General features: G+C 59.0%; 26 protein-coding genes. 15 read left to right on the top strand and 11 right to left on the bottom strand.

Annotation, left to right across the window (positions count from 1 at the left end):
* Positions 1–114: 114 nt before the first annotated feature.
* A complete protein-coding gene (locus tag ACR0J4_RS04790) occupies positions 115–891 on the bottom strand; it encodes a Bax inhibitor-1/YccA family protein (RefSeq protein WP_170377970.1) in 777 nt (258 codons plus the stop codon).
* 178 nt (positions 892–1,069) lie between these two features.
* The gene (locus ACR0J4_RS04785) at positions 1,070–1,285 is read right to left on the bottom strand and encodes a YjiS-like domain-containing protein (RefSeq protein ID WP_170640300.1); all 216 of its coding nucleotides are present in this window, start codon (positions 1,283–1,285) and stop codon (positions 1,070–1,072) included.
* Positions 1,286–1,408: 123 nt separating this feature from the next.
* Here ACR0J4_RS04785 and ACR0J4_RS04780 point away from each other — a divergent pair, with 123 nt between their 5' ends.
* The gene (locus ACR0J4_RS04780; RefSeq protein WP_170640298.1) at positions 1,409–2,290 is read left to right on the top strand and encodes a LysR family transcriptional regulator; all 882 of its coding nucleotides are present in this window, start codon (positions 1,409–1,411) and stop codon (positions 2,288–2,290) included.
* Here ACR0J4_RS04780 and ACR0J4_RS04775 read toward each other — a convergent pair.
* On the bottom strand, positions 2,287–3,243 hold the full coding sequence (locus ACR0J4_RS04775) for an NADPH:quinone oxidoreductase family protein (protein WP_170640296.1): 957 nt from the start codon (positions 3,241–3,243) through the stop codon (positions 2,287–2,289). The genes ACR0J4_RS04780 and ACR0J4_RS04775 overlap by 4 nt on opposite strands.
* A gap of 326 nt (positions 3,244–3,569) precedes the next feature.
* Between ACR0J4_RS04775 and ACR0J4_RS04770 the strand changes: the two genes are divergently transcribed.
* From ACR0J4_RS04770 to ACR0J4_RS04760, 3 genes are all read left to right on the top strand, one after another.
* Entirely contained in the window at positions 3,570–3,941 is a 372-nt protein-coding gene (locus ACR0J4_RS04770) for a helix-turn-helix domain-containing protein (RefSeq protein WP_170377978.1), read from the top strand.
* Between the two features lie 45 nt (positions 3,942–3,986).
* Positions 3,987–4,778, top strand: a complete 792-nt coding sequence (hisN, locus tag ACR0J4_RS04765) for a histidinol-phosphatase (RefSeq protein WP_170554554.1) — start codon at positions 3,987–3,989, stop codon at positions 4,776–4,778.
* Positions 4,779–4,892: 114 nt separating this feature from the next.
* The gene (locus ACR0J4_RS04760) at positions 4,893–6,230 is read left to right on the top strand and encodes an 8-oxoguanine deaminase (protein ID WP_170640294.1); all 1,338 of its coding nucleotides are present in this window, start codon (positions 4,893–4,895) and stop codon (positions 6,228–6,230) included.
* A gap of 61 nt (positions 6,231–6,291) precedes the next feature.
* Here ACR0J4_RS04760 and guaD read toward each other — a convergent pair whose 3' ends face one another.
* Positions 6,292–7,581, bottom strand: a complete 1,290-nt coding sequence (gene guaD / locus ACR0J4_RS04755; protein WP_170640292.1) for a guanine deaminase — start codon at positions 7,579–7,581, stop codon at positions 6,292–6,294.
* Positions 7,582–7,724: 143 nt separating this feature from the next.
* On the opposite strand from guaD, the gene mgtE reads away from it, so the two are divergent.
* Complete coding sequence (gene mgtE, locus ACR0J4_RS04750) at positions 7,725–9,116, top strand: magnesium transporter (RefSeq protein WP_170640290.1); 1,392 nt, start codon at positions 7,725–7,727, stop codon at positions 9,114–9,116.
* Entirely contained in the window at positions 9,113–9,670 is a 558-nt protein-coding gene (locus ACR0J4_RS04745; RefSeq protein ID WP_170640288.1) for a 5-formyltetrahydrofolate cyclo-ligase, read from the top strand. Before mgtE ends, ACR0J4_RS04745 begins: the two co-directional genes overlap by 4 nt.
* Before the next feature lie 10 nt (positions 9,671–9,680).
* Here the strand turns inward: ACR0J4_RS04745 and ACR0J4_RS04740 are convergent, their stop codons facing one another.
* A complete protein-coding gene (locus ACR0J4_RS04740; protein ID WP_170377990.1) occupies positions 9,681–9,914 on the bottom strand; it encodes a putative hemolysin in 234 nt (77 codons plus the stop codon).
* An 89-nt stretch (positions 9,915–10,003) separates the two neighbouring features.
* Between ACR0J4_RS04740 and ACR0J4_RS04735 the strand changes: the two genes are divergently transcribed.
* The 3 genes from ACR0J4_RS04735 (at position 10,004) to ACR0J4_RS04725 (ending at position 13,505) form a co-directional block, all read left to right on the top strand.
* Positions 10,004–10,816, top strand: a complete 813-nt coding sequence (locus ACR0J4_RS04735; protein ID WP_170554544.1) for a TIGR00282 family metallophosphoesterase — start codon at positions 10,004–10,006, stop codon at positions 10,814–10,816.
* Positions 10,817–10,893: 77 nt separating this feature from the next.
* Positions 10,894–12,672, top strand: coding sequence for an SLC13 family permease (locus tag ACR0J4_RS04730; RefSeq protein ID WP_170640286.1), 1,779 nt, complete (start codon positions 10,894–10,896; stop codon positions 12,670–12,672).
* Between the two features lie 98 nt (positions 12,673–12,770).
* Positions 12,771–13,505 carry a YbaY family lipoprotein gene (locus ACR0J4_RS04725; protein ID WP_170640284.1) on the top strand — a complete coding sequence of 245 codons (735 nt, stop codon included), beginning with the start codon at positions 12,771–12,773 and terminating at the stop codon, positions 13,503–13,505.
* 4 nt (positions 13,506–13,509) lie between these two features.
* On the opposite strand, the gene ACR0J4_RS04720 is transcribed toward ACR0J4_RS04725, so the two are convergent.
* From ACR0J4_RS04720 to ACR0J4_RS04705, 4 genes are all read right to left on the bottom strand, one after another.
* Entirely contained in the window at positions 13,510–15,171 is a 1,662-nt protein-coding gene (locus ACR0J4_RS04720; RefSeq protein ID WP_170640282.1) for an FAD-binding dehydrogenase, read from the bottom strand.
* Positions 15,172–15,182: 11 nt separating this feature from the next.
* Positions 15,183–16,040, bottom strand: coding sequence for a bile acid:sodium symporter family protein (locus tag ACR0J4_RS04715; protein ID WP_170640280.1), 858 nt, complete (start codon positions 16,038–16,040; stop codon positions 15,183–15,185).
* Positions 16,041–16,113: 73 nt separating this feature from the next.
* Positions 16,114–16,848, bottom strand: coding sequence for a glutamine amidotransferase (locus tag ACR0J4_RS04710; RefSeq protein WP_170554534.1), 735 nt, complete (start codon positions 16,846–16,848; stop codon positions 16,114–16,116).
* A 16-nt stretch (positions 16,849–16,864) separates the two neighbouring features.
* Positions 16,865–18,637, bottom strand: coding sequence for an SLC13 family permease (locus tag ACR0J4_RS04705; protein ID WP_170640279.1), 1,773 nt, complete (start codon positions 18,635–18,637; stop codon positions 16,865–16,867).
* A 110-nt stretch (positions 18,638–18,747) separates the two neighbouring features.
* Between ACR0J4_RS04705 and ACR0J4_RS04700 the strand changes: the two genes are divergently transcribed.
* Both ACR0J4_RS04700 and ACR0J4_RS04695 read left to right on the top strand, forming a co-directional pair.
* The gene (locus ACR0J4_RS04700) at positions 18,748–19,488 is read left to right on the top strand and encodes a YebC/PmpR family DNA-binding transcriptional regulator (protein WP_170352472.1); all 741 of its coding nucleotides are present in this window, start codon (positions 18,748–18,750) and stop codon (positions 19,486–19,488) included.
* 157 nt (positions 19,489–19,645) lie between these two features.
* Positions 19,646–20,926 carry an MFS transporter gene (locus tag ACR0J4_RS04695; RefSeq protein ID WP_170640277.1) on the top strand — a complete coding sequence of 427 codons (1,281 nt, stop codon included), beginning with the start codon at positions 19,646–19,648 and terminating at the stop codon, positions 20,924–20,926.
* Positions 20,927–20,943: 17 nt separating this feature from the next.
* Here ACR0J4_RS04695 and ACR0J4_RS04690 read toward each other — a convergent pair whose 3' ends face one another.
* Both ACR0J4_RS04690 and ACR0J4_RS04685 read right to left on the bottom strand, forming a co-directional pair.
* Positions 20,944–21,633 carry a nitroreductase family protein gene (locus ACR0J4_RS04690; RefSeq protein ID WP_170747291.1) on the bottom strand — a complete coding sequence of 230 codons (690 nt, stop codon included), beginning with the start codon at positions 21,631–21,633 and terminating at the stop codon, positions 20,944–20,946.
* 4 nt (positions 21,634–21,637) lie between these two features.
* Positions 21,638–22,555: a LysR family transcriptional regulator ArgP gene (locus ACR0J4_RS04685; protein WP_170640273.1), complete on the bottom strand. Its 918-nt coding sequence runs from the start codon at positions 22,553–22,555 to the stop codon at positions 21,638–21,640.
* A gap of 86 nt (positions 22,556–22,641) precedes the next feature.
* On the opposite strand from ACR0J4_RS04685, the gene ACR0J4_RS04680 reads away from it, so the two are divergent.
* The 4 genes from ACR0J4_RS04680 (at position 22,642) to betC (ending at position 26,355) form a co-directional block, all read left to right on the top strand.
* Complete coding sequence (locus ACR0J4_RS04680; protein ID WP_170747290.1) at positions 22,642–23,241, top strand: LysE/ArgO family amino acid transporter; 600 nt, start codon at positions 22,642–22,644, stop codon at positions 23,239–23,241.
* Positions 23,242–23,281: 40 nt separating this feature from the next.
* Positions 23,282–24,190: a DMT family transporter gene (locus ACR0J4_RS04675; protein WP_170640269.1), complete on the top strand. Its 909-nt coding sequence runs from the start codon at positions 23,282–23,284 to the stop codon at positions 24,188–24,190.
* 87 nt (positions 24,191–24,277) lie between these two features.
* Positions 24,278–24,850, top strand: a complete 573-nt coding sequence (betI, locus tag ACR0J4_RS04670; protein WP_170462042.1) for a choline-binding transcriptional repressor BetI — start codon at positions 24,278–24,280, stop codon at positions 24,848–24,850.
* A complete protein-coding gene (gene betC / locus ACR0J4_RS04665) occupies positions 24,847–26,355 on the top strand; it encodes a choline-sulfatase (RefSeq protein WP_170640267.1) in 1,509 nt (502 codons plus the stop codon). Before betI ends, betC begins: the two co-directional genes overlap by 4 nt.
* Positions 26,356–26,416: the final 61 nt, after the last annotated feature.

The following is a 26,416-nucleotide window of genomic DNA, read 5'->3' as shown; positions in this document are numbered from 1 at the left end:
GCTCGGCCATCGCCTGCGAGTTGCAGGGGCCGTCACGTATAGTCCGGAAACAAAAAAAACCTGCCAAGATCGGATCCTGGCAGGTTTGAATGGTTTCTGCAGTGGGGGAGAGGTTTACTCTCGGTTCCCCAGCAGTTGCAGCAGGAACATGAACATGTTGATGAAGTCCAGGTACAGGCTCAGCGCGCCCATGATGGCGGCTTTGCCCAGCCACTCCTGATCACCGGCATGTGCCATCTGCAGGTAGGTGTTCTTGATCTGCTGCGTGTCATAGGCGGTCAGGCCGGCGAAGATCAGAACGCCGATGACCGAGATCGCAAAGGCCATGGCCGACGAGGCCAGGAAGATGTTGACCACCATCGCGACGATCAGGCCGATAACGCCCATGATCAGGAAGGTGCCCATACCCGACAGGTCTTTTTTGGTCGTGTAGCCGTAGAGCGACAGACCCGCGAAGGCGATCGAGGTGATCAGGAAGACCTGAATGATCGACTGACCGGTAAAGGCGATGAAGATCCAGCTGATCGACAGGCCCATTACGGCGGCGAACGAGTAGAAAACCAACTGCGCAGCCGCGGCCGACATGCGGTTGATCATGGCGCTGAAGCCGAACACAAAGGCCAGCGGTGCGAACATGATCACCCATTTCAGTGGCGAGACATAGATCGAATGACCTAGCGCGGTCAGGTAGGTGTTCGCGTTCAGCTGCGCAACGGCCGCCGACGGATCGGTGGTGATCGACAGACCCGAGATCGCCCAGGCTGCGAGGAAGGTGATGAACATACCCACGGACATCGTGCCGTAGACTTTGTTCATATGGGCGCGAAGGCCCTCATCAATCTCGGCGGCGCGTGCGCCTGCGGCCGTCCGAATCGTATCGAATTGTGCCATTTTCAAAGGTCTCCCTAAACGTATCTGCGTGCGGCCCGTAAGTATGGGCCGCTTTCCTGCTGAATATCGGCAACTGCAGGCTGTGTTTCAAGAGTTTCTGCGGTATTTCCGCCTAAAATACGCAACAAAAACGGCGACCTGCTGCCGCAGATCGCCTATCTCTGAAAAAACATGAGTCTTAAAGGCAGCTTTTCCAGAACTGCGGGGCATCCCAGATGGGACGGCGGGCCTCGGCGTCGGCCTGGGCACGGGTGATGCCGATGTCGTTCAGGGCGCGGGCATCCAGCCGAGCCAGTTGTTGGCGTTGACGTCGTAGGGACAGGACGGACTGTATACGCGCAAACAGGGATTGTTTGTGTTGGGGGCAGGGTCGGTTCAGGGCGATCGAGTTCATGGTCTATCCTTTCGTTTTTCAGATGGTTTGAATTGGTCTCATCAACATCCTTGATTTATATGGCGAGTTAGGGCACATTTTAAAAACGAATATTTTTGATTGGATGCATAAGGATTCGTGAACATGAGAAATCTGGACATCACCACATTGCGATCCTTTGTGGCTGTGGCCGATCAGGGTGGCGTTACCCGGGCGGCGGGGTTTCTGCATCTGACGCAATCAGCCGTCTCCATGCAGTTGAAACGCCTGGAAGAGCTTTTGGATCTGGAGCTTCTAGATCGCAGCGGGCGTACCATAGCGCTGACCGCCTCAGGTGAGCAGTTGCTTGCCTATGCCCGTCGGATGATTGCTTTGAATGATGAGGTGATCTCGAAACTCACGGATCAGGCCTTTGAAGGTGAGGTGGTTCTGGGTGTCCCTCATGACATTGTCTACCCGGCGATTCCGCGTGTTCTTCAGCGGTTCAACGCCGATTTCCCACGTGTGCGCGTGCAGTTGATCTCGTCCTATTCGTTGCAACTTAAGGATATGTTCAAACGCGGGGAATGTGACCTGATCCTGACGACCGAGCCTTCGTCATCCGACGGCTCTGAGACCATTGCTGAGCTGCCTCTACGCTGGATCGGGGCACCGGGTGGGTCGGCTTGGCGCAAGAATCCGTTGCCGATTGCGCTGGGGCGGCGCTGCATGTTCCGCCCACAGGTTATCGCGGCGCTGGATGCGGCGGGTATACCGTGGGAGCTTTCGGTCGAAACCGAGAATGACCGCACCATCGAAGCCACCGTCAGCGCTGATCTGGCGGTTCACGCGATGCTGGACGGCACCGAGGCCGCACACCTTGAACAGATCGACTCGGGTGGTGTTTTACCCGAGCTGCCCGCGCATATGATCAACCTCTACGGAGGAGAGCCGGGGCGCGATGCAGTCATCGAAGCATTGGCGCAACTGGTGCGGCAGAATTTCCGCATGCTGGGCAGCACCCCTTTGCGGGCCGTGGTGGGCTAGGGCGTAATCACGATCTTGCCGGTGGACTTGCGCTCTTTCAACAGGCGCAGGCCGTGTTCGACCTCGCTCAACGGCAGGGTGTGGCTGATATGAGGGGTGATCTTCCCTTCGGCATGCCACTGGAACAAGGTTTGAAAACTGTTGCGCACGATATCGGGGCGGAACCTGAGGTAGCCGCCGATATAGAAGCCGATTACCGTCAGGTTCTTGACCAACAGGTGGTTGGCCGGGATTTGAGGGACTTCGCCACCAGCAAAGCCGATTGGCAGCAGACGACCTTCGGGGTTGGTGGCGCGGAAGGCGGCTTTGAATACGTCGCCCCCAATCGCGTCATAGACCACATCAGCGCCTCCTAATTCTTTGACGCGGGCGCGAAGGTCTTCTGAGGCGTCGATCAAGTGATCTGCCCCGGCGGCTTGGGCAACCGCCAGCTTTTCTGCGTCGCGCGCTTGGGCGATGACGGTTGCCCCCATCAGTTTGCCGATCTCCACCGCGGTTAGCCCGACGCCACCGGCAGCTCCGGTCACGAGCAGGGTCTCACCTGGTTGCAAACGGGCGCGATGGTCCAGGGCTATGTGACTGGTCCCGTAGGCGATCTGAATGGCGGCAGCCTCTTCAAAACTGGTCTCATCCGGCATGGGGATGGCCCGATCCGCGTCGAACACGCCGTACTCAGCCAACCCGTCCTGGCCCGAGTACACGGCGACACGGTCTCCAACCTTCAAACCTAAGACTTCTGGCCCCAATTCTTCGACAACGCCGGCGATTTCCATGCCTAAAGTGAACGGAGGGTTAGGCGTATCCTGATACGTGCCCTTCTGCATCAGCAAATCAGCGAAATTCAGGCCGCATGCTTTAATGGCGATTCTGACCTGTCCCTCGGCAGGTGTCGGCGTGGGTACTTCGACAATTCGCGCGTCGGCGCCTTTGGATTCAATGCGATATGCAAGCATGATGGTCCATCTCGGTTTTCAGGGAATAGGTCGCAGTAAGAGCGAAATTGTCAATGCGTTCAGCTGATTGAGCGCGCTAACGAAGACAGTTTGGTCAGGCCGCGCCGCCAAAATCCCAGAGATACACAACCATAAACCAATGTACAGAGATTCCAATTCAACCAACTTGAAAAAAAAGTCAAAAGCGGCAATATTGGACGGCAGTGCTGTATCGGGGGATCGCACATGTCTGGTTGGGGGATGCTTATGGGGACTTCTCTAACTTCTGTTTATGTGAACGGCGCGAAGTCCCGCAACAGATGTGTGTGTAGTAGAGGAGAATACCAATGACTCATCACGTCGATGTCCATGTGGGCAAGCGTGTCCGACATCGCCGCTGGCTGATTGGCATGACCCAACAGCAGTTGGCGCAGCAAGTTGGTATCAAGTTTCAGCAAATCCAGAAATACGAAACCGGGGCGAACAGAATCAGTGCCTCCCGTCTGTGGGACATTGCCGATGCGCTGGACGTACCGGTCAGCTTTTTCTTTGAAGGTCTTGAAGAAGGCCAAAAAGAGAAATCCGACAAGAGCGCGCTTCCTGCTGACCTGATGGGGGACAAGGAAGCGTTGGATCTGGTGCGCTCTTACTACGCGATTCCGGAAAACCAGCGTCGCCGCTTGTTTGAACTGGCACGCGTTCTCAGCGACGTTGCCTGATCTCCACGGCTTGACACCGGCCTGTGTTCGCAGCACCTGTGCTGCATGAGCCAGACCGACCTGACCGACCTTGAAGTTGCCGAAGAAATGGCTGACGCGGCGCGCGCAGTCATTCTTCCGTATTTCAGACAGACCAATCTCGAAACCGACAACAAGCTGGCAGGCGGCTACGACCCCGTAACTGTGGCTGACCGCGCGGCGGAACAAGCTATGCGGGCGGTTCTGGCACAGCGTCGGCCAGAAGATGGCATTCTTGGTGAAGAATTCGGGCAGGTTGAGGGGTCTTCGGGTCGGACCTGGGTGCTTGATCCGATCGACGGCACCCGAGGGTTCGTCAGCGGTACACCGACCTGGGGCGTGCTGATCGCTCTGTCCACTCAAGATGGTCCGATCATGGGCGTTGTGGATCAGCCCTATATCGGTGAACGGTTTGTAGGCGGTGCGGGCATTGCGCAACTGACTGGGCCTATGGGCACAAATCCGTTGAAAACGCGTGACACACAGGTTTTGGAGCAGGCAACCCTGTTCACGACCTTCCCTGAGGTTGGCACGTCCGAGGATCGTGCAGGTTTTCAAGCCGTAGCTGAGCAAGTTCAGCTGACTCGCTATGGCATGGACTGCTATGCCTACGCCCTGCTTTCTGCCGGTCAGGCAGATCTGGTGATCGAGGCCGGGTTGAACGCCTATGACATTCAGGCGCCAATTGCAGTGATTGAAGCCGCAGGCGGTATCGTCACGGATTGGCAGGGTGGTCCGGCTCACAATGGCGGAAGGGCATTGGCAGCCGCCAACGCTGAAATTCACGCCGCGGCGTTGGAAATCCTGCGTAACTATTGAATTTCATTGCCGCAATGGTCGCGCGTGAGTAAGCTGGACTGAGCCGGTTCTTGCGCCCGTTTTCCGCTGGCTGATGCACTCCTTGCTTGAGACGGGCAGAAGCAGGAGCGTGAAATGCCCGAAATACTGATCAAAGACGCCGACACCATCCTGACAATGGATGATGATCGCCAAGAGCTGCACGGCGCGGATATCCTGATCCGGGGCGGCCAGGTTGCCGAAATCGGCCAGGGTTTAACGACAACCGGAGAGGTCCACGATGCCTCGGGCTGCGTCATAACACCCGGGTTGGTGAATACGCATCATCACCTCTACCAAACGCTGACACGGGCGGTTCCGGGCGGGCAGGACGCTTTGCTGTTCGGCTGGCTGCAGACGCTCTACCCGATCTGGGCGCGGTTCGGACCGGATGAGGTGTTCACTTCGGCGCAGATCGGTCTGGCCGAACTTGCCTTGTCGGGCTGCACACTCAGTTCCGATCACCTGTATCTCTATCCGAATGGGGCTAGGCTTGAGGACACGATTGCCGCCGCCTCGGAATTAGGGATGCGCTTTCATCCCACGCGCGGCGCGATGAGTATCGGCGAAAGTGACGGAGGCCTGCCACCCGACAGTCTGGTCGAGCGTGAACAGGACATTCTCAACGACATGATCCGCGTGGTGGATACGTTTCACGATCCTACCGAGGGGTCGATGTGTCGGGTAGGCCTTGCACCGTGTTCGCCCTTTTCCGTCAGCCGCGACCTGATGCGAGACGCAGCACTGCTGGCGCGCGACAAGGGGGTGATGCTGCATACCCATCTGGCCGAGAATGACGAAGATATCGCCTATTCCGAAGCTCAATTCGGCTGTCGTCCCGGTCAATATGCCGAGGAGCTGGGCTGGACCGGAGCAGATGTCTGGCATGCCCATTGCGTGAAACTGGATGGGGTCGAGATCGACCTGTTCGCAAGGACGGGAACCGGAGTGGCCCATTGCCCCTGCTCGAACTGTCGCCTCGGGTCTGGCATAGCGCCAGTAAGAACCATGAGGGATCAGGGCGTGAAGGTGGGGCTGGGCGCGGACGGGTCGGCCAGCAATGACAACGGGAACCTGATGCTTGAGGCGCGGCAAGCTATGTTGCTGCAACGCGTGGTGAATGGCGCAGACGCCATGTCCGCCCGCGAAGCGCTTGAGATCGCGACACGGGGTGGCGCCGACGTGCTTGGACGGCCAGATTGCGGGCGGCTGATGCCGGGTAAACGGGCCGATATTGCCGTCTGGGATACCCGCACAAGCCTCGAAAGCGCAGGCAGCTGGGACCCGGCGGCCTTGCTTCTGGCGGGGCCAATGCAGGTCAAACATCTGTTCGTCGAAGGCCGCCAGATCGTGCGCGGCGGACAGATCACGACGATTGACCTGCCGCGCGTCATCGAGACCCAAAACCGTCTGGCCCGCGCGCTTGCCCAATAGCGGGATCGCCATTCATCTAGTTAAAAAATATCCCGGCCGGAGGCATGTGCTGAATTCGCATTCAAGGGGCGACCTGCGCCCCTCCGATCCAAACATCGGCAATAGCGCGGTCGTCTCCCATCATGATTGTGGGGAACACGGCCTCCCACAGATCCTCCGCATGGGCCTCACGCTGGGCGATAGCCGGGGTCGAGGCGAGGTCGATCACCACCAAATCGGCCTCCATCCCCGGGGCAACATTCCCGATGCAGTCGTCCATCCGCAGCGTTCGCGCCGACCCGACTGTACCCAGCCACAGCAATTGCGCCGGATGCAGGGGGCGGCCGCGCAGCTGGCCGATCTCATAAGCCGCGGCCATGGTCCGCAGCATCGAAAAGCTGGACCCTCCGCCGGTATCGGTGGCCAGACCAACGCGGTGGCCATCTCGGATCAACCCATTCATGTCGAACAGGCCCGACCCGATGAAGGTGTTCGAGGTCGGGCAATGCACCAAGCCGGCGTCCACCTCGCGCAGCCGATCCCGCTCACGATCTTCCAAATGGATGACATGACCATAGAGGCCATTCTGTCCCAGCAGGCCGAACTTTTCATAAGTATCCAGATAGTCGCGTGCGTCCGGGAACAGAGACCGGACCCACTCGATCTCATCGGTTTGCTCGCTCAGATGGGTTTGCATCAGACAATGCGGATGCTCCGCCCAAAGCGCGCCCAAAGCCTCAAGCTGTTCGGGTGTAGAGGTGGGCGAGAACCGCGGCGTGATCGCATAAGACAGACGATCCACGCGGTGCCATTTCTCCAGCAGAGCCTGAGACTGATCATAGGCCGTTTGCGCCGTATCCTGCAGCCCTTCTGGCGCGTTGCGGTCCATACAGGTCTTGCCTGCAACAACCCTTTGACCGCGCTGTAGGGCTGCCGAAAAAAAGGCGTCAACGCTCTCTGGATGGATTGTGCAGAAACTGCACATGGTCGTTGTTCCATGTGCGGTCGTCAGGTCGAGGTAACGGTTTGCGATCTCGGTGGCGTAGTCGATATCGCCGAACTTCATCTCTTCGGGGAAGGTATAGGTGTTCAGCCAGTCGATCAGCCGCTTGCCCCAGCTCGCGATCATGGCGGTCTGAGGGAAATGCACATGCGGGTCGACAAACCCGGCCATGATCAGATGAGAGCCGTAGTCCGTAATCTCGGCATCCGGATGCGCGGCGCGTAGGCTATCCAGCGCGCCGACTGCCCGCACACGCCCATCCTCGATCACGACCGCTTCGTCGAGTTTGGTGCAATCCGTTGGCTCTCCATCAAAAGGGGAGCCGTCGAAACTCAGAACGCGCCCTTTCAAAAGCGTCTTTTGCGCCATTCGCCTTGTTCCTTAGCTGTTTGAGCCCGGTCATCAGCATATGCGTGCGAAACTTGAGGGTAAATCGGCGCATTGTCATTGTTTTCCGGTAGCTGCTTCTTCTAATTAGGGGCCAATAGCATGATCAAGAACGGGAGCAGCACATGACCACAGGCATTGATGATCCCGTAACCGACTCCGCTGACGAAGACGTTTACGCGCTGGACCGCCGTACCGTTGCAGCGATCCTGTTTGCCGTGGACGTGGATGATCGCGACAAGCTGGTCGAGTTGATGGAGCCGCTGCACGCAGCCGATATCGCGGACCTTCTGGAACAGATCAATCCCTACGACCGTGCGCGCCTGATCCGTCTCTATGACAAAGAGTTCGATGGCGACATCCTGTCGGAACTGGATGAGGCCGTCCGGGAAGAGGTCATTGGTGTCCTGAAACCCGACGTTCTGGCCGAAGCGGTTCGGGACATGGACAGCGATGATGTCGTTGACCTGCTGGAAGATCTGGAAGAGCCGCAACAGGAGACGATCCTGGACGCGCTTGAGGATTCCGAGCGGGTCGCGGCAGAGCAGGCGCTCTCGTATCCCGAAAACTCGGCCGGTCGTTTGATGCAGCGCGAGGTCGTCATGGCGCCCGAGCATTGGACGGTGGGGCAGGCCATTGATTTCATGCGCGCCAATGATGACCTGCCGGAACAGTTCTATCATGTCGTGCTGGTTGATCCGCGCCTGAAGCCCGTGGCGCAGATCACCTTGGGCAAGCTGATGGCGACGCGGCGCGAAGTGCCGCTGCGGGACCTGGCAGAAGAGGAATTCCACATCATCCCCGTCGATCAGGACGAAGAGGATGTGGCCTATGCCTTCAACCAGTATCACCTGATCTCGGCCCCCGTGGTCGATGCCGATGGCCGTTTGGTCGGTGTCATCACCATCGATGACGCCATGGTGGTTCTGGACGAAGAACATGAGGAAGACATTCTGCGTCTGGCGGGTGTAAGCGACGAAAGCTCGATTTCGGACAGTGTCGCCGCAACAAGCCGTCGGCGTTTGCCGTGGCTTGCGGTGAACCTGTGTACGGCAATCTGTGCGTCGCTGGTGATTTCGCAATTCGAGGCTGCGATTGATCAGCTGGTGGCGTTGGCGATCCTGATGCCGATTGTCGCCTCGATGGGTGGCAATGCGGGAACGCAATCGCTGACTGTTGCGGTTCGGGCGTTGGCCACGCGCGACCTGACCGCCTCGAACGTCATGCGTGTCATACGGCGAGAGCTGTTGGTCGGCATGCTGAACGGCCTGTGCTTTGCGATCGTTCTGGGCACGGTGGGGATGCTTTGGTTCGATTCACCGCTGCTTGGGGTCGTGATCGGGTCTGCTTTGGTCGTGAACATGATCATCGCGGGCTTTGCAGGTACGGTAGTACCGGTCTTGCTGGACCGAATGGGCATTGACCCGGCGCTGGCATCGGGGACGTTTGTGACAACCACAACGGATGTCATGGGCTTCTTCATCTTCTTGGGACTTGCCAGCGTGGTGCTTCTGTGACCGATCTGACTGAAATCAAAGCGATGGCGCGCAAGGCCGCGTTTGCCCGTCGCAAAGCGGCGTTTGATGCCTCTTTGCCGGGCGCTGCGGGCCGTTTGTCCGAGATACTGGCAGGCCACCGAGGCGTGCCCATGTCGGGCTACATGCCAATCCGGACAGAGATCGACCCGCTGCCTGCAATGGCTGAAGCTACAGCCTACGGCCCCGTTGGTGTGCCAGTGATTCAGGCCGCAGGGCAGCCGCTGAAATTTTCACGCTGGACACCCGAAGGTGCGTTGAAGGATGGGCCGTTCGGGGCGAGAGTGCCCGAGATCGATGATTACTTCGACCCCGAAATCCTGATCGTTCCTCTGGTGGCTTTTGACGCCAAAGGCGGCCGTCTGGGCTATGGCGGCGGCTTCTACGACCGCACCTTGGAAGGGCTACGAGCCAAACGCCCAACCCTGGCGATCGGCTTTGCGTTCGATGCGCAAGAGGCCGAAGGACTGCCGCTGGAAGCCACCGATCAGCCGCTGGATATGGTAATCACGGAAAGCCGGATTCTGACGTTCTAAGGCTGCCTCGTTAGATCGAGTGGTTTTCGCGGAAGTATTCCCAAGCGTCTACCTCGCGGCCGCTGGCCAATATGCAAACGCCGGTTTGCCCGTCGGCACCGTCGCGGATTTCATATTTGCCGCCGCTTTCCACGCAGAACGTGGCCGCAGGGTTGGCAATCTGGGTGTTGGAATCGCTCGTTCCCGCCTGGTCACAAGCGGCTAGCGCAGTGAGGCCAAGGGCAGACAATAAGATACGCGACATCAAGTTTCTCCGATCTAAAGGGCTTTGACGGTTTATTACGGCAGCATAACCACTTGTGCTTCGCGTTGACCAGACTTACGACCGATGGGATGAGGATACTTTTTCTGGGTGACGTAATGGGCCGCGCGGGACGCACGGCCATCCAACAGCATCTGCCGCGTCTGCGCGACGAATGGCGTTTGGATTTTGTTGTGGTCAATGGCGAGAACGCCTCGAACGGGATGGGGCTGTCCGGGGATCATGCCAAACTGCTGCTCGATGCGGGCGCGGATTGCGTAACGCTGGGCGACCACGCCTTCGACCAGAAAGACATGCTGCAACATATCGAGAAAGAGTCGCGTATCGTGCGCCCGGTGAACTTTGCCAAGGGCGCGCCGGGGCGGGGTCATCGCCTGTTCAACGCACCCGGAGGGCGCAAGGTTCTGGTGGTTCAGGTTCTGGGTCAAGTCTTCATGAAGCGGCCATTTGATGATCCGTTCTCGGCGGTCGAGCCGATCCTGAAGTCCCACCCGCGCGGCGGACAGGCCGATGCCATCATCGTGGATATGCATTGCGAGGCGACATCCGAGAAAATGGCGATGGGCCACTATTGCGACAAGCGCGCCAGCCTTGTGGTGGGCACGCATACGCACGTGCCGACGGCGGATTCGCAGATTCTGCCCGGCGGTACCGCTTATCTGACGGATGCGGGGATGTGCGGTGACTATGACTCGGTCATTGGTATGGACAAGGTTGAGCCGATGCGGCGGTTCATCACCGGTATGCCCAAGGCGCGCTTTTCTCCGGCCAATGGCGAAGCAACCCTCAGCGGAGTGTTCGTCGAGACCAATGATCAGGATGGCAGCGCAAAATCAGTGCGCATGGTCCGCGTGGGCGGTCGGTTGGAACAGGCCGGGCCGTAAATACTTGCCCTGACCCGCGCAATGCTGGAAACTGGAAGTCAGGCGCTTGGGCCTAGGGTTCGGACTGAAAACCACGAATGCAATTCCTCTCACTGACAGACACGGGCAGCGCGATACTGGCGCTTTTGGTGGTCGCGGGCATGTTCTTGATGTTCCTGCGCGAGGTCTACCCGACCGAGGTCGTGGCCATTGGTGGCGTCGCGGTGATGCTGGTGACGGGCATTCTGCCGTACCAAAGCGCGCTGGCCGTGCTATCGAACCCCGCGCCTTGGACGATTGCCGCGATGTTCATCATCATGGGGGCATTGGTGCGGACCGGAGCGCTGGATGCGTTCACCTCAACGGCCCAAAAGCAGGCGCAGGTGAACCCGCGCATAGCGATTGCCTTGCTGATGGGGTTTGTAGTGGTGGCGTCCGCGGTGGTGTCGAACACTCCGGTGGTTGTCGTAATGATCCCGGTCTTTGTCCAGATCGCCCGCACGCTGAACGTACCCGCCTCGAAGCTACTGATCCCTCTCAGCTACGCGGCTATTCTGGGCGGTACGCTGACCCTGATCGGGACCTCGACAAACCTGCTGGTGGATGGCGTGGCCCGGGCACAGGGCATGCAGGCATTCACGATTTTCGAAGTCACGCCGCTGGGTATCGTGCTGGTGATCTATGGCATGGTCTATTTGCGCTTCATCGCGCCGCGCCTGTTGCCGGAACGGGACAGCATGGCCTCGATGCTGAGCGACCGGTCCAAGATGAAATTCTTCACCGAGGCGGTCATTCCCCCGGAAAGTAACCTGATAGGGCGCGAGGTCACCGGCGTGCAGCTGTTCAAGCGACCTGGTGTGCGCCTGATCGACGTACTGCGCGGCGACGACTCTTTGCGGCGCAACCTCAAAGGGGTGACGCTGAATGTCGGCGACCGGGTGGTTCTGCGCACCGAAATGACCGAGCTTTTGAGTCTGCAGAGCAACAAGGAGCTCAAGAGGGTTGATCAGCTTTCGGCTGTCGAGACCAAAACGGTCGAGGTTCTGATCACTCCGGGCTGTCGGATGGTAGGTCGAGCGCTGGGTACGATGCGTCTGCGCCGTCGTTATGGTGTCTATGTGCTGGCGGTGCATCGGCGGAACCAGAATATCGGTTTGCAGCTCGATGAACTTGTCGTGCGGGTGGGGGATACTCTGCTGCTCGAAGGGTCTCCGGCTGATATCCAGAAGCTGGCCGCCGATATGGACATGGTCGATGTCACCCAACCCTCGGCGCGGGCCTTCCGCCGAAGCCATGCGCCAATTGCGATTGGTTCTCTGATCGGGATCGTGGTTCTTGCGGCTCTCGGCGTTGCACCGATCTTGCTGCTGTCCATCCTAGCCGTCGCTGCAGTCCTTCTGACGCGCTGCATCGACGCGGATGAAGCGTTTTCCTTTGTCGAGGGTCGCCTGCTGGCGCTGATCTTTGCCATGCTGGCCATCGGGGCCGCTTTGGACGCCTCGGGTGCGGTGTCCCTGATTGTCGAAGCGGTCGCGCCGTCACTGAGTGTTTTACCTCCGTTCCTGATCATCTGGGCGGTGTACCTGCTGACCTCGGTTCTGACCGAGCTGGTTTCAAACAACGCGGTCGCCGTAGTTGTCACGCCGATTGCAATTGGTCTGGCGCAAGCCGTTGGGATGGACCCGCGTCCACTTGTGGTTGCTGTCATGGTTGCGGCTTCGGCTTCTTTCGCGACGCCGATCGGGTATCAGACCAACATGATGGTATATGGCCCCGGCGGCTATAGGTTCACGGATTTCATGAAAGTGGGTATTCCGCTGAACCTGACCGTTGGGCTGTTGGCATCACTTCTCATTCCGCTGTTCTGGCCGCTGTAAGATCGGCACTGACCCGCCGTCATTTTGCGGTGCCTCTTGCAAATCTTGGCCGATACACAAAGCTTTATGAATGTATTTTGCGACAAGAGGATTGGACCATGCCTGCAAAAGGAACCGCAATTGCCGCGATCGCCTGCGCGATGATGGCGAGCACTGGCTTTGCCGGAACAGTCGAAGGCTCGGCCAGCTATCGCGAAAGGATCGCCGTTCCGCCCGATGCAACCCTGTTTGTTGAGCTGCAGGATGTTTCGCTTGCTGATGCGCCAGCCGTAACGCTTGCGGCGCAACGCTACACTCTGTCAGCCGTTCCCGCGCCCTTCAAGCTGAGCTATGACGACGCTCTGATCAAGGACGGGCACCGGTACTCTGTAAGGGCGACAATTACTCAGGGGCAAAAGCTGCTTTTCACGACGGACACGGCCTATCCGGTAATTTCTGATGAGGCGGGCAATTCCGTCGATCTGATGCTCGTGCAAGTTCAGGCGCAGGGGGCGACAATGCTGGAGAATTCGGACTGGATCGCCGCATCGCTAAACGGTGAGCCCATCGAAACGGAAAGACGACCGGAGCTGATCTTTGGCCAAGGCGGCGCGTTCTCGGGCACCGGCGGGTGCAATCGGTTCACTGGTCAGGCCGAGATATCAGGCAACCGCATCGAGTTTCCTGACAATATGGCGGCCACCCTTATGGCTTGCCCGCCACCTTTGGATGAGATCGAACGCGCCTTCCTAAAAACAATGCAGAGCGTCACAACCTTCGCTGTCCAGGGGAGCGCGTTGGCCCTTCTGGATGAGGCGGGCGAACCCGTCATCAAACTGGTACGGAAGCAGTGACGCGTCAGGCCACAGCGCGGGATCGCCCTGCGTTGCGGCCTGAGAAGATGCAGCCGCCGAGGAAGGTGCCTTCAAGCGCGTTGTACCCATGATAGCCCCCGCCGCCGAAACCGGCGACTTCACCGGCAGCAAACAGGCCGGGCACCACTTGCCCGTCCGCTCCGATCATCTGACTGTCCAGATTGGTCTGCAGCCCGCCAAGCGTCTTGCGGGTGAGCACGTGCAGCTTGACCGCAATCAACGGGCCGTTTGAGGGATCGAGGAACTTGTGCGGCTTGGCCGTCCGTATCAGCTTGTCACCGCGATAGTTGCGCGCCGCCAGAATCGCCATCATCTGAGCGTCTTTCGAGAACGGATTGTCGACTTGAGAATCGCGCGCCTCGATCTGCGCCCTCAGATGGGTCTCATCAATCAGACCTCCGCCCAACTGGTTCATCCCACTGACCAGCTCGGTCAGAGTGTTCGCGACGATGAAATCCTCGCCCTTTTCCTTGAAAGCCTCAACAGGGGCTGTGGCTTTGCTGCCCGACAGAATGCGCTGGCGGATCACCTCTTTCCAACTGCCCGAGGTGAAATCGGGGTTCTGTTCTGACCCCGACAGAGCGAATTCCTTTTTGATGATCTTCTGGGTCAGAACGAACCAGCTATACTCGTATCCTGTTTTCAGAATTTCGCGTAGCGTCCCCAGCGTGTCGAACCCCGGCAGGCAGGGCGGTTGCAGCCGATTACCCTTGGCATCGAACCACATCGAGCTTGGACCGGGCAAAATGCGAATCCCGTGCGAGGGCCAGATCGGATCCCAGTTTCGCACGCCTTCGGTGTAGTGCCACATGCGGTCTCCATTGATCACATGTCCGCCCGCCTTTTCGCTGATCGGGATCATACGTCCGTCCACGTGAAACGGGACGCCTGCAACCATGTCTTGCGGAGGCTCGCCCAGACGGTCGCGGGGCCAGTTCTTGCGGACCATCTCAAAATTCCCACCGATCCCGCCCGAGGTGACGATGACCGAAGGGGCGTAATATTCGAACTCGCCCAGCTCTTCGCGGTTGGTTTTGGCGCCGCGCTGGGCTGTATCCTCGGCCAAAACTTCGCCCGAGACACCTTTGGCGCAGCCGTTTTGCATGATGATGTGGCTGACCTGATGGCGGAACTTCAGCTGGACCAGCCCGGCACTGACATGTTCTTTCACGCGGCGGATGAAATGCTCCAGCACGCCGGGGCCGGTGCCCCAGGTGATATGAAACCGTGGAACCGAGTTGCCATGCCCGTCCGCGTAGGAGCCTCCACGTTCGGCCCAACCGACCACCGGAAACCAGCGCAGACCCATGTCATGTAGCCAAGGGCGCATTTCCCCTGCGGCGAACTCGACATAGGCCTCGGCCCATTTCCGGGGCCACAGATCGTCGTCGCGATCAAATTGCGCGCTGCCCATCCAGTCGCGTAGGGCCAGGTCGTGGCTGTCTTTGATGCCCATCCGGCGCTGCTCGGGCGTGTCGACCATGAACAGGCCGCCGAGGCTCCAGAACGCTTGTCCACCCAGAAAGCTCTCGGGTTCCTGATCCACAACGATCACTGTTTTACCTCGGTCGCCCAGCTCGGCCGCAGCCGCCAGCCCGGCCAATCCGCCTCCGACAACGATCGCATCTGCCGTGTTATTGGCCATGTCAGGTCCTTTCAGCGGTTGCGAAACCAAAGGAGGAAGGGGAACACAACGACATACATAGTGACGCCATAAACTGCCGAAGGCAAAGCCAGAGTGCTGAACCCGGTCTCGGTTCCCGTGATCAACGCCGCCAAGGTCAGCCCAAGGGTTGAGTTCTGGATACCGGTGTCAATCGAGATACTTTTGCACTCGGCCCAGGACAGGTTCGCGGCGCGCGAGACACCCAGACCGATCAGAAGCAGGGCGATATTCAGAGACACCAGCCCGGTGCCCATGATGCCAAGGTTCTCAATGAAGAGCTGCCAATTCCCGGCCACGGCGGCGATGACGATCAGCAGGAACAGAGCGCCCGCCAGTTTGGACAACCCGCCCTCGATACGGTTTGCAAACCCCGTTGCAAACCTGCGAACCGTGATGCCGATGGCGACGGGTAGGGTCGTGATCAGGAACATGGCAATCGCCAGCCCGGTGATCGACACTTTGGGCGCGTCCTCGCCCATGAAATGCGCGATGGTCCAGGCGGCCAGGATCGGCACAGTCAGGATCGACAGGATACTGATCACCGCCGTCAGGCTGACCGAAAGCGCCACATCGCCCTTGGCAAATTTCGTCAGGATGTTGCTGGTTACACCACCCGGACAAAAACTGAGCAGCATGAAACCGACGGCAATCTCCGGCGGCAGACTTAGCAGTTTGACGGTTGCAAACGCGGCGATTGGCAGTAGCACGACCTGACACAGCGCACCGATTGCAAACGGGTATTTTCGGGTCAGGACACGCCGGAAATCGGCGATCTCAAGCCCGATACCCAAAGACAACATGATGATGGCCAGCGAAACAGGCAGGCCGACATTGATTAGAAAATCCAAGAACAACTCCTCCCAAAGTCGTTTCAATGCAGACTAAGCGAGGGGGAAACCGTCAGGCAACCGCGTCGTTAGGTCATCTATAACGTTCTACAAACCGGCGCAGGATTTCGCCCGGCTGTGTGACGTCGGCGGCGTTGCAGATATTGATCAGGCGCTGGGCGTCCTCAGGAGGGAAATAGCCGTGGTGCTTATAGATGTTGATGCGCTGCTCAAAGTCTTTGGCGTCGGCTTCCGGATGGAATTGAGTCGCATAGACGTTCTGCCCCCAGCGGATCATCTGAAACGGGCAGGGGTCTGAGGCGACAAGATGCACGCATCCATCCGGCAGGGTCTGGACGGCCTCTTTGTGGCCCACAAACGCGTCGAACTTGGGCGTAAGGCCCGCAGTCAACGGATCAGCGGCGCCGTCCTCTGTCAGACGGCATGCCGAAGGGCCAACCGGTTCACCGAACTTGGCCTTGCTGACGTCGCCACCCAGATGCGCGGCCAGAACGCCTAACCCGTAGCAGCAGCCCATAAAGGGGTGATCCTGTGCCGTGATCTGAGGCATCAGCCCCATGACCGCGTTTTCGATCTTTGTGTCCAACTCGGATTTCGTTGCTGGATCGTCGCTGACGCAACCCGGACCTCCGCCGACGATGACACCCGCGTAGTCGGTGACATTCAAGCCTTTGGGCAGGTCTTCGCAATCCAGCCGGATGCGGTGGGTTTGTTCGGGCGTCAGGCCGGTTTTGTCGAGGATCGAGGCATATTCGGCATCCGATGCATCAGCTTCGGGGCGCAATTGTAGGATCAGAAAGCGTTTCATAGTGGGGCTTTACCTGTCAAAGCGGCCAGAAGACAAGGATCGCGGGGATCGAAACAGCGACGATCAGGATCTCAAGCGGCAGACCCATGCGCCAATAGTCACCGAACCGATAGCCTCCGGGCCCCAGAACCAGCGTGTTGTTCTTGTGCCCGATCGGCGTGAGGAACGCGGCCGAGGCGGCAACGGCCACCGTCATCAGGAACGGATCGGGAGAGACCTCGAGCGTGCGGGCCATCTGGATGCCCACGGGGGCGGCGACAATGGCCGTGGCCGTGTTGTTCAGTACGTCCGACAGCGTCATCGTCACAACCATCAGAACGGTGAGGATGGCCCAGGCGGGCAGGCCATTTGTCAGCTGGATCAGGGCATTGGCGATCAATTCGGTGCCGCCTGAGGTCTCCAGCGCGCTGCCCAAAGGGATCATCGAGCCGAGCAGCACCACAACAGGCCATTCGATGTGATTATAGATGTCACTGATCGGCATGATTTTGGTCATAATGTAGGCCACGACAACAAATCCCAGCGCGATGGGCAGGTAGATCAACCCGATGCTGGCCGCCAGAACCGCAGCGGCGAAGAGGCCGATGGCGAGCCACGCCTTTTCGTTCGCCGTCACGTTCAGCCCCCGCTGCGCCAGTGGCAGACAGCCCAGCCATTCTGTCACGTCGGCACCCCTGTCCCGGGGGCAGAGCAGAAGCAAGATGTCGCCGGCCTCGACCTCGGTCTTGCGGACCTGTTCAGTGATGCGGCGACCCTGGCGCGAGATGCCCATCAGAACCGTACTTTGCCGCCACGCCAGACCCAACCCTTGCGCGGTTCGACCGGTGATGCGCGCGCTTTCCGTGGCGACAACTTCGATCACCTCAAGCCCGTCGCCTTCCGCGGTCAGCATCTCTTGCCGACGGGTGTCCGAGAAATCCAGCTTAAGCGCCGCGCGGAACTCATCCAGCGCTTCGGGCCGCGCTTCCAGTACCAGCGCGTCGCCCTCTTTCAGAGTGGCGTGGGCAGATCGGCCATAGCGCCGTTTGCCGTCGCGGATAAGTCCAATGATTGCCACGTCGGACTTTTCGGCATCCTCGTACAGCTCGCTAACACGCTTGCCGATATGAGGCGAATCGGGGGGTAGGGTGAGTTCGGCGATGTATTCCGCCAGCGCCTCGGTTGCTTCTTCCTGCGCGCCTCGGTTCGGGATCAGCCGCCAGCCGATCAGCGAGACGAAAGCTAATCCGGCGATGGCTGCAATCCCGCCAACCGGGGCGAAGTCGAACATCTTGAACGGCTCGCCCAAGGTCTCGGCTCGGATCGATGCGATGATGATATTGGGCGGTGTCCCGATCAGGGTCGCCATGCCACCCAGTATCGTCGCAAAACTGAGCGGCATGAGCGTCAGCCCCACAGCGCGCCCCACCTTGCGCGCGGTCTGTATGTCGACCGGCATCAGAAGAGCCAACGCGGCCACGTTGTTCATGAAGGCTGACAGAACCGCGCCGATCCCGCCCATCAGTGCGATATGGGCGCCAAGACCGCGCGAGGCATCTACGAGGGTGCGTGTGATCAGGAACACGGCCCCTGACCGAACAAGCCCGGCCGAGACCACCAGCACTAGGGCAACGATAATCGTTGCGGGGTGCCCGAACCCGGCAAAGGCATTGTCGACTGGTACAACGCCCAGCGTGACCCCGATCATCAGGGCGGTGAATGCCACAAGGTCATACCGGAAACGTCCCCACAGGAGCATTCCAAAGACTGTAATGAAAAGCGCAAACAGAATGATTTGATCGGTCGTCATGCGGCCACCTTACCCTCAGATGGGCGTCTCGCAAGCCGCTCTCTTGATCCTTTGCCCCGCAAACGTCTATATGAGCGCCGAATACGCTAACATGATGACGAGGACGCACCATGGCAGGCCACTCCAAATGGGCCAATATCCAGCACCGCAAGGGACGTCAGGACGCCGCACGGTCCAAACTGTTTTCCAAACTGTCGAAAGAGATCACCGTTGCCGCCAAGATGGGCGATCCCGATCCCGACAAGAACCCGCGCCTGCGTCTGGCGGTGAAAGAGGCCAAGTCGAACTCGGTCCCCAAGGACGTGATCGACCGCGCGATCAAGAAATCGGTTGCCGGTGAAGGCGACGAATACGAAGAAATCCGGTACGAGGGTTACGGCCCCAACGGCGTTGCCGTGATCGTTGAGACGATGACCGACAACCGCAACCGCACCGCCTCGACCGTGCGCTCGACCTTTTCCAAGAACGGCGGCAATCTGGGCGAGACCGGATCAGTTGGCTTCATGTTCGACCGCAAGGGTGAGGTTGTCTATCAGGCGGACGCAGGCGATGCGGACACCATTTTCGAAGCCGCAATTGAAGCCGGGGCCGAGGATGTCGAAAGCTCGGAAGACGGTCACATTATCTGGTGCGCCGATACCGATCTGAACGATGTATCGAACGCGCTGGAAGAGGCGTTAGGCGAATCCGAATCCACCAAGCTGGTCTGGAAACCCACCACGACCACTGAGCTGGGTCTGGAAGACATGCAGAAGCTGATGAAGCTGGTCGATGCGCTGGAAGATGACGATGACGTTCAGCGCGTGACAACCAACTTTGAAGCGACCGATGAGGTCATGGCGCAGCTCTGATCCCACCAGACATCTGGTACCTTGAAGCCCGGCCTGTTTGGTCGGGCTTTTGTTTTTTCAGCCTCCGAAGTGTTGCTTGGCTGATCAGGCTCAAGCGATTACTCTTTGAAATGTAGACGAGAAAACAAAAAGGCTGGCTTTGATGCCAGAGTGATACATGGCGCGTGACCCGTCAGATCTGGCAAAACGCAATGTCCCGGTCCTGGCCGGGCAGAGCATTCTGTCTCAGGTCGCGTGGACCTTAGGCAGCCCGTCGGTGGTTTTGCCGTTTCTGGCGGTTTCGTTCGAGTTGCCGATGTTCATCGCGGGGGCATTGGTCTCGGTTCGCATGGTTGGCAGCATGATCGCGGATTTCTTTCTGGCGAGTTCGATTGCCGCGCGGCCCGAGAAGAAACGCGGGATCGCGATGACCGAAATTGCAATCGGAACCTGCCTTTTGGTCGCCATGGGGGTAGCCGCCACAGGCATCGTGCCGCTGATCGCTATTGCCTTCATCGCAGTCTTTTTCCTGATCGGGCTTATCGATGAGGTGCAGAACCTCATGTTAACCGATCTACTGGGCGATCATGTGCATTCGAAATCCCGAATGATGATGCAGTATTTGCAATTGGGGGCCGGTGGGCTCGGCGCCATAGGATTGGCACTTTTGTTGCATGAGTTGACCAAGGACAATCCGCCGTTTTCGCGCCACTCAGCCGTCATCGCTGTCTCCGCCACGTTCTTTTTACTGTCTGCCCTGTCGATCCTCGCGATGTTTGAGATCCGCAAAGCCAACAGTTCAGCAGCCAATGAAGCGAAACACTTGGGCCTGTCTTTGAAAGCCAATATCAAGTCCATTTTCAGCATGTTCGAACATGCTTGGTTTCGCCGCTACCTGGTCATGCGCATGCCGCTTGTCGTGGTGTCCTTGTCGGTGCCGTTCTTTGCCCTGATCGCGGCCGAGACGCATCACAGCTCGGCCAAGGGGCTGACCGCGATGATTGTGTCTTCGGCGTCTGGCTATCTTGTCTCGGCCCCGCTTTGGCAGCTGTTAAACATGAAATCCCATCGTACCGTCATGGTCGCAGGGACTTTGATGGTGGCGATCACGGGGATCGTCCTCTTGGCGTTTCACTATTTGGGCATCGACCACGAAGTTCACTTGCACGCAATTGCCCTGTTCATCGCAACGGTTGCCGTCACGGGGATCAGCAGCGCGCGCAAGCTCTACTTTCTTGACGTCGCCCCGAAAGAGCAGCGGGTTCAGGCCTCTGCCGCGATCAAAAGCATCGCACGCCTGACCGCTGTTGCCATGTCAGCCGCTTTGGCAGCGGTCGCGCATATGCATGAGGTTTCGCTGGCGGTTGCGTTCATTGTGCTGTGCAGTCTGGTCGCAACCGCTGCCTGTTACATGGTCGTCTTGCCCAAGCCAGCGACACCTGACTTGCAGGGCGGCTGAAGTCACCAGAGGCCCAATCAGAAGAACGACGAAATCTCGTCCAGAGGTTTCTTCATCTTGGCAACGGAGGGGACAGTCGCGGCCTCTGACGGGTGGCCAACAGCGATGATCATCGTCGGCTTTTCCGACGCCGGGCGCCCCAGCGCGTCATTCAGGAACTTCATCGGATTCGGCGTGTGCGTCAGTGTCGAAAGCCCGGAGTGATGCAGGGCAGCCAACAGAAAGCCCGTTGCGATGTTGACGCTCTCCGGGACGTAGTAGTTTTTATACCGCGTGCCATCCTCGAACTCACCCCAGCGTTGGGCGAAAACCACGATAAGCCAGGGGGCAATGGTCAGGTGTTCTTTGACCGCGTTGGTCCCGATGGGTTCAAGCGCTTTGATCCACTCATCCCCTGCGCCGCCGGCATAGAAGCGGCGTTCTTCTTCCTCAGCCTCTTCCCGGATGCGCCGCTTCAAAGCTGGGTCCGCGATGGCGGCAAAATGCCATGGCTGATGGTTGGCCCCGGATGGCGCGGTGCCTGCGGTCCGCAAGCAGGTCAGAACTACTTCGCGATCAACGGGGCGGTCGATGAAATCTCGAACGGTATGGCGCTGGCGCATCTTGTCGTAGAATGCCTGGGCGGCTTGCTGCATCTCGGCATCGCTCATCTCGCACCGGTCGGGCAGAGGGATCGGATCATAGCTGAGCGCATCGCGTGAGAACATCGTCTTACTCCGGATTTTTGCCCTTTATCTGGTGGTCGGCATCCGGGATCAAGGCCTTTGCAGCGGCCTGCTTTACGGCTTTGGTCAAGGGGGTCAGGGCCGAGGCCAACACGCGACCAACCTGCCAATTGAGGGGTACGTCCAAAGGTGCGTTGGGTGCGACTTCACATAGTCTGCCGTCCTGCAAAGCGTCGCGCACCAGGGGTTCGGGGTTCATGCCCCAGCCCAATCCGGCAACAGCGGCGTCGACAAACCCGTGGGAGGACGGGACGAAATGCGAAGGCGGCGACAGTCGCTGCCCGGTTTGGGCCGATATCCAGACCCGCTGAAGGCTGTCCTTGCGGTTGAATACAAGGCAGGGCGCTTGGGCCAGCGACCGCGCGGTCAATCCCTCGCTGAACCAGTGCGTGGTGAACTCCGGGCTTGCCGTCGCGAGATACCGCATCGCGCCAAGGGCATGGGTATCACATCCGGTGACCGGTTGCCCTCCCACGGTGATTGCGGCGCTAACCTCGCCCCGGCGCAGCCAGTCTGCCGAATGCTCCTGATCGTCGATCACCAGATCGAACAACAGGTCCGGCACCTGCGTCATCACATCGATGAACCACGCAGCAAGAACATCTGCCGGAAGGGCGATGCGCACCCGTGCCGGACCGGGGCCGCTCCCCAAGGTCAATTCGCGTGCAAGTTGGGACTCCAGCAGTCCGATATCCTCAGCATGTTTGGCAATCCGCAGCCCGGCAGGCGTGGCGGTGCAGGGGGAGCCGCGATTGATCAGGCTGGTGCCGATGCGATCCTCCAACGCTTTGATCCGCTGGGATATCGCCGAGGGCGTGACGGACAGCTCAGAGGCCGCCGCGTCAAAGCTCCCGTGCCGCAGAATCGCGGCCAGCGCGTTCAGATGATGCGGATCGATCAGCATTAGTCAGACTTAATCCTGTTCAGTATCTTTAATTTGATAGACCGAGGCGAAGTCGCTAGTCAAACCTTCAAACGACAGGAGGTTTCATGTCTGCGCCCCTCATCGCTGGTTTTGTTCTTAGCTTCAGTCTGATTCTGGCCATTGGTGCGCAGAACGCGTTCATCCTCAGGCAAGGTCTGCGGCGCGAGCATGTGTTTATCCTGTGCCTGACCTGCGCTGTATCTGATGCGATCCTGATTACCGCCGGGATTGCAGGATTTGGCACGCTAGCACAGGCCGCGCCGTGGTTCGAGACGGTGATGCGCTTTGGCGGCGCCGCGTTCTTGACGTGGTACGGATTGCGCAGCCTGTGGTCAGCTTGGCAGGGCGGCGCGGTGATGGAACTGGGCGAAAGCCAACGCACAAGCCTGCGATCCGCGATGCTGACGGTGCTGGCCTTCACCTGGCTGAACCCGCATGTCTATCTGGATACCGTGGTACTAATCGGCTCGATCTCGGCCCAGTATGACGACCGGTTCAGATTTGCCATTGGGGCCGTGACCTCAAGCTTTGTTTTCTTCTTCACGCTGGGCTACGGGGCCAGGATATTATCGCCGTTTTTCGCACGCCCACGCGCTTGGCAGGTGTTGGACGCGCTGATTGGGATTGTGATGCTGGGAATTGCGTGGAAGTTACTTGTCATGTGAAGGGTTGTTCTGCCGGTGAATTCGGTGTTCAACCGGGAACATGACAACAGCTTCCGCCCCTTCGCGCCCCGTTGTGGGGATGTTTTGGATGTTCGCCGCGGGTCTGGCCTTTTTGGTGATGACGGCGCTGGTGAAATCGCTAGGCTCGACCATGGACCCGATTCAGGCCGCGTTTTTGCGCTACGTCCTTGGGTTGGTATTTCTGCTGCCTGCTCTGCGGTCGATACTGGCAACGCGGTTGAGCAAGCGCGATCTCTCACTATTCGGGCTAAGAGGGGTCATTCACGGGGTGGCGGTCATGCTGTGGTTTTACGCGATGACTCGCATTCCTTTGGCCGAGGTGACGGCCATGAACTACATGACCCCGGTCTATGTCACACTTGGCGCGGCCCTGTTTCTGGGTGAGAAGCTGGCCTTTCGCCGATTGGCCGCCATTCTGGTCGCCCTGATTGGCGTGCTGATCATTCTGCGCCCCGGATTTCGCGAGGTCTCCGGCGGGCATCTCGCCATGCTGGGAACGGCGTTGACGCTGGGCGGGTCTTACCTACTGGCCAAACTGTTGGTGCGGGATATCCCGCCCTCGGTCGTGGTGGCCCATCTTTCGATCTGGGTGACATTGGCATTGATCCCCTTTGCAATCGCTGTCTGGTCGCCGCCTACTCTCAGGGACATCGGGGTGCTGTTTCTAGTCGCAAGCTTTGCAACGGCAGGGCACTACTTTATGACATTGGCTCTGCAGGCCGCCCCGGTTGCGGTCACACAACCAGTCACCTTCCTGCAGCTAATCTGGGCGACGATTGTCGGTGCCTTGGTGTTCCACGAAAGCGTTGACATCTGGGTCGTGGCTGGCGGTACGTTGATACTGACCGCCGTCAGCTTTATTTCCTGGCGCGAAGCGATGCTGAACAAACGCGATGTGACACCATCGGCTTTTGCACCCAAAGCATGAAAACATCCGTCCGAAAACGAGATTGATTGACGAGTCAATAAAAAGCGCCTAGCGTCGTCGGGAAATCCTGTTGCCCAGGGGGACGCGATGCCAAAAGTTGGAATGGAGCCAATACGCCGTGATGCGATCGTACGTGCGACGATTGCCGAATTGGGCGTGCAGAAATCTCTGGATGTGACCGTCAGCCAGATCGCCAAACGCGCAGGCATGTCCAGCGCGCTGGCGCACCATTATTTCGGCGGCAAGGATCAGATCTTTCTGGCCGCCATGCGGCAAATCCTGACGGATTTCGGCAAGGAAGCCCGGACCGAGCTGGCCGCCGCAGCCCCGGACCAACGGGCGCAAGCCATCATCCGTGCCTGTTTTGCCCATTCATGTTTCACCCCGGACGTGATTGCGGCCTGGATGACATTCTATGTCCTTGCGCAAACCAATGATGATGCTCTGCGGCTGTGGAAGGTTTATCAGGCGCGCATCCGCTCGAACCTGATCCATGCGTTGCGCCCGCAAATTGCCGAACCGGTCAACGCGGCCGAGACCATGATTGCCTTGATCGACGGGCTATATATCCACTCGGCGCTGAGCGCCCCGGAAGAGCCTCAGCTGGCTGCCAATCACGCTTTGCGCGTCCTGAATACTCTGCTCGAGGGCGAAAAATGACAAAACCAAACATTCTGATCCTGATGGTGGATCAGCTGAACGGCACCTTGTTTCCAGATGGTCCGGCCGACTGGTTGCACGCGCCGAACCTGAAGAAACTGGCCGAACGCTCGACTCGTTTTGCCAATACTTACACGGCCTCACCGCTTTGCGCGCCGGGACGGGCGAGCTTCATGTCGGGTCAGTTGCCTTCACGCACAGGGGTTTATGACAACGCGGCCGAGTTTGGCAGTGACATTCCGACCTATGCTCACCACCTGCGGCGCGCAGGATATTATACCTGCCTTTCGGGCAAGATGCATTTTGTTGGTCCCGACCAACTGCACGGGTTCGAAGACCGCCTGACCACCGATATCTACCCCGCTGACTTTGGCTGGACTCCGGATTACCGCAAACCGGGTGAGCGGATCGACTGGTGGTATCACAACATGGGTTCCGTCACCGGTGCGGGTGTGGCGGAAATCTCGAACCAGATGGAGTATGACGACGAGGTCGCCTATCACGCAAAGGCCAAGCTCTATGATCTCGCGCGCGGAAATGACGACCGTCCCTGGGCTATGACCGTGAGCTTTACGCACCCTCACGACCCCTATGTTGCGCGTCGCAAGTACTGGGATCTCTATGAGGATTGCGAGCATCTGCTACCCGAGATCTCTGATCTTGGCTATGACAATCAGGACCCGCATTCCAAGCGTATTTTCGACGCCAACGACTGGCGCAGCTTCGACATCACCGAAGAAGATATCCGCAAGTCGCGCCGCGCGTATTTCGCCAATATCTCATACCTGGATGACAAGATCGGTGAGATCATCGAAGTGCTGGAGACGACACGCCAAGAGGCGATCATCATGTTTGTCTCGGACCATGGCGACATGCTGGGCGAACGCGGGTTGTGGTTCAAGATGACGTTCTTTGAGGGCTCATCGCGCGTGCCGCTGATGATCTCGGCGCCGGATTTGCCTGCGGGCCTTATCGAAACGCCTGTGTCGACCATCGACGTGACCCCGACGCTGGGCGCTCTGGCCGGTGTTGATATGGCCGAGATTGCCCCATGGACGGATGGCGAGGACCTCGTGCCTCTGGCCAAAGGGCAGGAGCGGACAGCCCCCGTGGCGATGGAATACGCGGCTGAGGCCTCTTATGCGCCGCTGGTCTCGTTGCGCTATGGCAAGTGGAAATACAATCGTTGCGCGCTGGACCCCGATCAGCTGTTTGATCTTGAGGCCGACCCGCATGAACAGAACAACCTCGCCGATGACCCCGCGCATGCCGGAACCTTGCAAACGTTGCGTGCGAAGTCCGAGGCGCGCTGGGACCTGGACCGGTTTGATGCGGATGTCCGCGCCAGTCAAGCGCGCCGCTGGGTTGTCTACGAGGCGTTGCGGCAGGGTGGGTACTACCCGTGGGACTACCAGCCGCTGCAAAAGGCATCCGAGCGCTACATGCGCAACCACATGGACCTGAATATTGTCGAGGAAAGCCAGCGGTTCCCGCGCGGCGAGTGACCTCTTCTTCTTTTTGAAAATACGCCCGCCGGAGGCAGAGCAGGTTTCGAAACCTCTCACG

It is taken from the genome of Ruegeria sp. B10, from assembly GCF_056539825.1.
Note: the sequence above shows the minus strand (reverse complement) of the source record. Positions and strands in the feature narration are given on the sequence as shown.

Coding starts and splice junctions, on each gene's coding strand:
- hisN (WP_170554554.1), top strand. CDS start 3,987: ATGAGCCAGACCGACCTGACCGACCTTGAAGTTGCCGAAGAAATGGCT.
- ACR0J4_RS04710 (WP_170554534.1), bottom strand. CDS start 16,848: ATGAAACGCTTTCTGATCCTACAATTGCGCCCCGAAGCTGATGCATCG.
- guaD (WP_170640292.1), bottom strand. CDS start 7,581: ATGGCGCAAAAGACGCTTTTGAAAGGGCGCGTTCTGAGTTTCGACGGC.
- ACR0J4_RS04690 (WP_170747291.1), bottom strand. CDS start 21,633: ATGTTCTCACGCGATGCGCTCAGCTATGATCCGATCCCTCTGCCCGAC.
- ACR0J4_RS04695 (WP_170640277.1), top strand. CDS start 19,646: ATGGCGCGTGACCCGTCAGATCTGGCAAAACGCAATGTCCCGGTCCTG.
- ACR0J4_RS04780 (WP_170640298.1), top strand. CDS start 1,409: ATGAGAAATCTGGACATCACCACATTGCGATCCTTTGTGGCTGTGGCC.
- ACR0J4_RS04730 (WP_170640286.1), top strand. CDS start 10,894: ATGCAATTCCTCTCACTGACAGACACGGGCAGCGCGATACTGGCGCTT.
- ACR0J4_RS04785 (WP_170640300.1), bottom strand. CDS start 1,285: ATGAACTCGATCGCCCTGAACCGACCCTGCCCCCAACACAAACAATCC.
- ACR0J4_RS04680 (WP_170747290.1), top strand. CDS start 22,642: ATGTCTGCGCCCCTCATCGCTGGTTTTGTTCTTAGCTTCAGTCTGATT.
- ACR0J4_RS04740 (WP_170377990.1), bottom strand. CDS start 9,914: ATGTCGCGTATCTTATTGTCTGCCCTTGGCCTCACTGCGCTAGCCGCT.
- ACR0J4_RS04720 (WP_170640282.1), bottom strand. CDS start 15,171: ATGGCCAATAACACGGCAGATGCGATCGTTGTCGGAGGCGGATTGGCC.
- ACR0J4_RS04705 (WP_170640279.1), bottom strand. CDS start 18,637: ATGACGACCGATCAAATCATTCTGTTTGCGCTTTTCATTACAGTCTTT.
- ACR0J4_RS04725 (WP_170640284.1), top strand. CDS start 12,771: ATGCCTGCAAAAGGAACCGCAATTGCCGCGATCGCCTGCGCGATGATG.
- ACR0J4_RS04760 (WP_170640294.1), top strand. CDS start 4,893: ATGCCCGAAATACTGATCAAAGACGCCGACACCATCCTGACAATGGAT.
- ACR0J4_RS04675 (WP_170640269.1), top strand. CDS start 23,282: ATGACAACAGCTTCCGCCCCTTCGCGCCCCGTTGTGGGGATGTTTTGG.
- ACR0J4_RS04685 (WP_170640273.1), bottom strand. CDS start 22,555: ATGCTGATCGATCCGCATCATCTGAACGCGCTGGCCGCGATTCTGCGG.
- betC (WP_170640267.1), top strand. CDS start 24,847: ATGACAAAACCAAACATTCTGATCCTGATGGTGGATCAGCTGAACGGC.
- mgtE (WP_170640290.1), top strand. CDS start 7,725: ATGACCACAGGCATTGATGATCCCGTAACCGACTCCGCTGACGAAGAC.
- ACR0J4_RS04770 (WP_170377978.1), top strand. CDS start 3,570: ATGACTCATCACGTCGATGTCCATGTGGGCAAGCGTGTCCGACATCGC.
- ACR0J4_RS04700 (WP_170352472.1), top strand. CDS start 18,748: ATGGCAGGCCACTCCAAATGGGCCAATATCCAGCACCGCAAGGGACGT.
- betI (WP_170462042.1), top strand. CDS start 24,278: ATGCCAAAAGTTGGAATGGAGCCAATACGCCGTGATGCGATCGTACGT.
- ACR0J4_RS04775 (WP_170640296.1), bottom strand. CDS start 3,243: ATGCTTGCATATCGCATTGAATCCAAAGGCGCCGACGCGCGAATTGTC.
- ACR0J4_RS04790 (WP_170377970.1), bottom strand. CDS start 891: ATGGCACAATTCGATACGATTCGGACGGCCGCAGGCGCACGCGCCGCC.
- ACR0J4_RS04735 (WP_170554544.1), top strand. CDS start 10,004: ATGAGGATACTTTTTCTGGGTGACGTAATGGGCCGCGCGGGACGCACG.